Source organism: Desulfobulbus alkaliphilus (assembly GCF_016918545.1).
GTDB lineage: Bacteria > Desulfobacterota > Desulfobulbia > Desulfobulbales > Desulfobulbaceae > Desulfobulbus > Desulfobulbus alkaliphilus.
In genome coordinates, this window is sequence record NZ_JAFFQC010000001.1 from 224,263 (window position 1) to 230,262 (window position 6,000).

Annotated in this window: 3 protein-coding genes; 1 reads left to right on the plus strand and 2 read right to left on the minus strand. The window is 55.4% G+C overall.

What is annotated here, in order from left to right; genetic code table 11:
• Positions 1–560: 560 nt before the first annotated feature.
• Together JWG43_RS01050 and JWG43_RS01055 are read right to left on the minus strand one after the other, a co-directional pair.
• A complete protein-coding gene (locus JWG43_RS01050; protein WP_205240944.1) occupies positions 561–2,267 on the minus strand; it encodes a sigma-54 dependent transcriptional regulator in 1,707 nt (568 codons plus the stop codon).
• Entirely contained in the window at positions 2,264–4,003 is a 1,740-nt protein-coding gene (locus JWG43_RS01055; protein ID WP_205240945.1) for a PAS domain-containing sensor histidine kinase, read from the minus strand. Before JWG43_RS01055 ends, JWG43_RS01050 begins: the two co-directional genes overlap by 4 nt.
• A gap of 546 nt (positions 4,004–4,549) precedes the next feature.
• Here JWG43_RS01055 and JWG43_RS01060 point away from each other — a divergent pair.
• Positions 4,550–5,935: a two-component system sensor histidine kinase NtrB gene (locus JWG43_RS01060; RefSeq protein WP_205240946.1), complete on the plus strand. Its 1,386-nt coding sequence runs from the start codon at positions 4,550–4,552 to the stop codon at positions 5,933–5,935.
• Positions 5,936–6,000 lie beyond the last annotated feature (65 nt).

Here is a 6,000-nt window from a genome sequence, read left to right on the forward strand (position 1 = left end):
TGATCCTTGCGAGGGCACCTCGGGCCAGGAGATCCCCAGCAGTGCCCGGGTGATGGAATGGAAAGGTTGGCGATCACAGGCACTCCATCTTTGCACGGTCGCGACTGCCCGCATAGAGAGGCTAGAGCGGACAGCCACGCCTGTGCAAATTTGAGACACCTGAGAACACTTACGCCTGCGCACCTCGATTCCGAGGAAAAGATCTCGCTTCCGGGGTACTTGGTACTACAAGCTTTCAAGAAGTGCTCCAGAATGGGGATAAATGGTGGCACGTTAGAATACTAACCGTTTATTCAAACGATACGACTTCAGGCAGAGTGTTTGGCTTATCGCCGGCGGGCAAAAAAGATGTTGCAATCAGCAAAAACGTTGCACAGATCCAGGCTGATTACGCAACAGTTGACGGACTATTCCGCGACGAGGACTACGACATCACGGACAAAAAAGAACCGGTTCCCACAAAAAAAAAAGATCAGTGCGGCCTGGCAAGGTCACGCTGATCGTTTCAAGGGCTGGGGGGGCTATTAACATGCGCGGTGCACGGTAGCCGCGGCAGGGTCTCAGGATTGCGAGGGTGTCTCGATCAGGTTGAATTTTTTGATTCGCCGGTAGAGGGTGACGCGATCAATCCCCAATAAACGGGCGGCCTTGGCTTTGTTCCAGGCGGTTTTGTTCAGAGCCGCCAACGTTTCGCCGGGATCAACCTCCTTGCCCTTTGTGGAAGAACGCCGCATTCCTGGAACCCTCATGAAGTCCGGCGGCAAATGGTCATAGGTGATGATGTTCTGATTGCACAGGACAAAGGCATGTTCCATGGTATGTTCGAGTTCGCGGACATTGCCCGGCCAGGGGTACCTGGAAAAGGCCTTGAGGACGTCGGCGGAGACGCCGGCAATGTTTTTCTTGAATTTGGCATTGAACTTGGCGCGAAAGTGTTCAAGCAGCAGGGGGATGTCTTCGCGCCTGTCCCGTAAAGGGGGCAGCCTGATTTCCACCACCTTGAGCCGATAGTAGAAGTCTTCCCGCATTTCGCCCGACCCGACTTTCTCCTGGAGATTTCTGTTGGTGGCCGCAATCAAACGCACGTTCACCTTGGTGGAGGCCGAGCTGCCGACCCGCTCGAATTCGCTCTCTTCGAGGACACGCAGAAGCTTCACCTGGATCTTGGGGGAGATGTCGCCGATTTCATCGAAAAAGATGGTGCCGCCGTCCGCCCTGTGGAACCGGCCCTCGTTGTCGCGGATGGCACCGGTGAACGACCCTTTGGCGTGGCCGAAGAGTTCCGCTTCCAGGAGGTGTTCGGGCAGCGCCGAACAGTTGACCTTGACCAGCTGCTTGTGGCTGCGGTCGCCGGCAAGGTGCAAGGCCTCGGCCACCAGTTCTTTGCCCGTCCCGCTTTCCCCGGTAATCAGCACCGTGGTCTGTACGCCGGCCAGGGCTTTGATCAGGGAATAGACCTGCTGCATCGGCTCGCTTTTACCGATGATACGATGGAACTGCCGGTGTTCGGTCAGCTTTTTTTCCAGGCCGATCACTTGGGTGTCGTCATGGATTACCATCACGACCCCGGTGGTCTTTTTCCGGCTATCCAGAAGGGGATAGGTCCGCACACTGACCACGCGGGAGTCCCGGTTCTTTTGTTGACATTCGACCCGGTCCATCTCGACCGGTTCGCCGCTCCTGATCGCCGCCTCGATAATTTCTCCGCATCTACCCCCGCATCCTGCCGAGAGCGCGGCGAAGGGTTTACCGATATCGTCCGGGGAAAAGGTGCACAGGGACATGGCAGCCTCGTTGAGTGCACTCAGCACCGCCTCCTGGTCGACGGTGATGATCGCATCCCTGACGCTGCGGAAGATCGCCTCCAAGTTGTTGCGGTAACGCTCGTTTTCTTCATGAAGCGCCTTGAATTTGAGCGCCGTTCTGGTGACGCCCAGCAAGGATTCCTGGTTGACGGGTTTGGGGATATAGTCGAAGGCACCCAGCCGGATGGAATCGGTCGCGGTCTTGACTCCGGGGTCGCCGGTGATCATGATGACCGGGCAGCTCAGTCCCCGCGCCTTGATCTCGCGGAGGAGATCGATCCCCGTTCCATCCTCAAGAATGATGTCGGCAAAGACCAGGTCAAAGCTGGTCTCGCTTAAACAGGCCATGGCCTCGCCGCAGCTTGCCGCAGTGGCCACGATGTGCCCCGCCGCCCGGAGAAATCGCTCAAAAGTGAACCTGATCGATTCCTCATCGTCGATAACCAGAATCCGCGCACTCATACCCCCGCCTCGACATCGTTTTGATGCACCGGTAACTCCATTATAACTCTGGCCCCCGCGCCTTCGATGCTTTCGAAGCGAAGCGTGCCGCCATGGTCCGTAATAATCTTCTGGGTTATGTTCAACCCAAGGCCGGTCCCTTTGCCAAACGGCTTGGTCGAAAAGAAGGGCTTGGTCAGCATGGTCAACGCTTGCGGTGCTATCCCCACCCCGTGATCGTCAAAGACGATGCGCACCCAGGGGCAGCCATCGATCATGACACTCTCGCCGGTAATATCGAGGCGTTTGTCCGCATGCCGTCCCGCATACTTCTCATTCAAGGCATAGCGGGCATTATTGATGATGTTGATCATGCACTGCTGGATCTGCTGAAAATTGGCATCGACCCGCGGCAGATCGTCGGGAAGGTCGACCGTGAGGGTAATGCCCTCTTTGCGCATCTGCGCCTGGGTGAGCACGATGGATTCCGCCAGAATAGCGGCGATGCTCGAAGACCGTTTATCTTTTCGCCGATCATGCTGAGCGTACGAAAGAAGATTCTTGACGATACAGGCGACCCGCTCCCCCTCCTTGACAACGCGGGCGCCGATGTCCACTCCCAGACTGTCGGGACTGCATTCATTGATCAGGATCTGGCCGTAGTTGATAATGCCGGTGATGGGGTTGTTGATCTCGTGGGCCACACCGGCCGCCAATTCCCCCAGCGAGGCCAGATGGACCGCCTGGATCGCCTCTGCCTGCATTGCCATCTTCTCGGTGATATCGCCTACCAGCAGGAGCACGTTGCTGACCCTGTCCGTATCATGCACAGGAAAAGCCCGGATGTCGAGCACGGCCCCGTTGTAGGTGACCATGGCGACTTCCTTGCGTCCTGTTTCGAAACAACGCCTGACCGGGCACTCTTCCAGGAGTGCCTGCCGATCATGGAAGAGTTTGTAGCAGTATTCCCCGGCCGGGTCGAGTATCTCCCCGTTGAATTTCAGCCTATTATCGCCGTTGATCCACAATATTTCAATCTCTGGGGAAAACAGAATCAAGGTATCGCTGATCGCATCCAGCAGCGTACGGAACTCCTGGGAGAGCTTCCTGAACTCCTTTTCGCTCGCACTGAGTGCGATCGTCCGCTCGAACACCTTGTTTTCCAACTCGCCATGCAGCCTGATCAGCGCCTCTTCGGCCGCTTTCCGGATGGATATGTCGGTGATCGAAGTCCGGCAGGACGGGCTGCCGTCATCATGCAATGCCCGAATGCTGTCTGCCTGCACATACAGGCCTGATCCGTTTCGTTGTTCCAGCCGCACTTCGCAGGTGTGCCGTTCGCCGCTGCGGAAAACCTGCGCAAGGTGCGCGCTAAAGGCCGCCCTGTCGGGTGCCGCGGCGTACAGCGACAGGGCGGTGTTGATCAGGCGGCCCCGGTCCATGCCCAGTTGATCGGCAAAGGTGAGGTTTGCCTCCAGGATGCGCCCCTTGATGTTAGTCGTGACGTAGCCGACCGGCGCGAAATCAAAGAGATCGGAGTATTTTTCCAGCGATTCGCTCAGTTGCTCCTGGGTCATGCGGAGTTCCTCGTTCTGCATCTCCAGCTCGATCTGGTGCACTTGCAATTCATGCACAAGCTGCTGGTAATCTTGCTTGCCCGCTGCCGAAACGTTCGAGGACGTTCGCTCCTTGTTCTGTTGCTCAGCCAGGCGGCGCAACTTTTCGAGACGTTTATCACCTGATTGCTGGTCAGTCATAGATCGCTTGGCTCCCTGTCCTTATGATTGTTCCGGCAGGCCAACGGGCAGGCCGGTATGCCTGGCTCGAATATGTCCCCCCAAAAACCCATATTGTCTCTTGTCGTTTATTTAACATCAACGCTTAAAGCGTAGCGCTTTCCAGTCAAATAGCAACACTTTTATGCAACGCGCAACACTTTCGCTCTTACCAAAAATGCCTCGCGCCCAAACGCTTAATCTAGATAACTTATCAATATACTGCCTTTTAATCAAATAATGAACCTGACTGGTATACCGGTATTGAATTTGCAAATACAAACCATAGAGAGTGACGAACAGGCACCGGGGCCTTTTGCAGCAAACTCACTGATCGAAAACAATACCGTCAACTGACCAGTACCCATCCGGAAACGATATGTTTTGTTCTGAATCGAGGCGCGCCGGCGAATTAAACTGCAGGCATGTGTGAGTGTCACGAGGATTCGATTTCGATTTGACGGCGCAACAAATATTCAGGGAAATAGAAGCGTTTCTGACGAGCACTAACCAGGCAAGGATAAGACTATGGAGAATAAGAAGCACCAACCCGGCGACCTTTCCGCACTTCGTAAATGGGCGGAAGAAATCGCCCGCAGGAAAACGGTAGCCAAACCGGGAAACCTGGCGTTGCGATCATCCCAGGAAATTGAAGAAATGTTTCATGAGCTGCGGGTGTATCAGATCGAGCTTGAAATACAGAACGAGGAACTGCGCCAGACCCAGATGGAGCTCGAAGCATCGCGGGCGCTTCTCGCCGATCTCTATGATTACGCCCCGGTGGGGTATATAACCGAGAACCAGGCGGGAGTCATTGTGGAGGCGAATCTTACCGTCACCACCCTGCTCAATATTCCCTGGAGTGAGCTGATCAGGATACCGTTGAGCCGCTTCATTCTGCCCGAGGACCAGGATATTTATTATCGTCACCGCAAACAACTGCAGGAAACCAGGGCGCCCCAGGTGTGCGAGTTGCGGATGCTGCGGTCCTCAATTTCTCCGTTCTGGGCACGACTGGAAGCGATTGCCGCACGTGACCATGCGGGCATGCCCCTCTACCGGGTCATCCTGAGCGATGTCACCGCTTACAAAAAGGCTGAGGAAGGACGGGAACGGCTGAAAAAGCAACTCGCTCAAATAGAGAAAATGGAATCAATTGAACGGCTGGCCGGAGGCGTTGCCAACGATTTCAACAATATGCTGGGCATCATTCTTGGCAATGCCGAAATGGCCTTGGACCATGTCGACCCGGAGCAGCCGTTTTTTGCCAATCTGCAGGAAATCGGCAAAGCGGTTGATCGCTCCGCCAACCTGACCTGGCAACTGCTCTCGTTTGCCCGCATGCAGACCGTGGCCACCGAAGGGCTCGATCTTAATGAAACCGTGGCAGTCATGATGGCGATGCTGCGGCGGGTCGCCGGCTCGGAAATCGATCTCGTCTGGATACCCGAGCCAGGGCTGTGGCCGGTCACGATGAATGTACCCCAGATCGAACAGATCCTGGTCAACCTGTGCAGCAACGCCCGGGATGCGATCACGGGCCGTGGGCAAATAACCATCGAGGTAAAAAATACCCAATGGAAAGCCGAAGACAACGTCAATCAAGCAGGCTTCCCCCTGAGCGAATATGTAATGATCACTGTCAGTGACAATGGGTACGGCATGGGGGGGAATGTCATTGACAAGATGTTCGAACCATTTTTCACCACCAAAAAAAAGGGCCAGAGCGCAGGCTTAGGATTGGCGATCGTGCACGGCCTCGTCACACAAAACAATGGCTTCATCAACGTCTACAGCGAACCGGACCAGGGCACGACTTTCAATATCTACCTGCCCCGTCATGCAGCCACGGTGTTGATTCGCATCCCCAAAGCCGACAATAATCTCAACTACGAGTACCACCGATACGAGTAAGAGAAGCAGCCGGCTGGATTGATCCAGCCGGCTGTAGGGAAGTAGACAGCAGTCTACCGCACCGA

Bases quoted from the DNA above. Each gene is read 5' to 3' on its own strand.
- JWG43_RS01050 (WP_205240944.1), bottom strand. From the start codon at position 2,267: ATGAGTGCGCGGATTCTGGTTATCGACGATGAGGAATCGATCAGGTTC.
- JWG43_RS01055 (WP_205240945.1), bottom strand. From the start codon at position 4,003: ATGACTGACCAGCAATCAGGTGATAAACGTCTCGAAAAGTTGCGCCGC.
- JWG43_RS01060 (WP_205240946.1), top strand. From the start codon at position 4,550: ATGGAGAATAAGAAGCACCAACCCGGCGACCTTTCCGCACTTCGTAAA.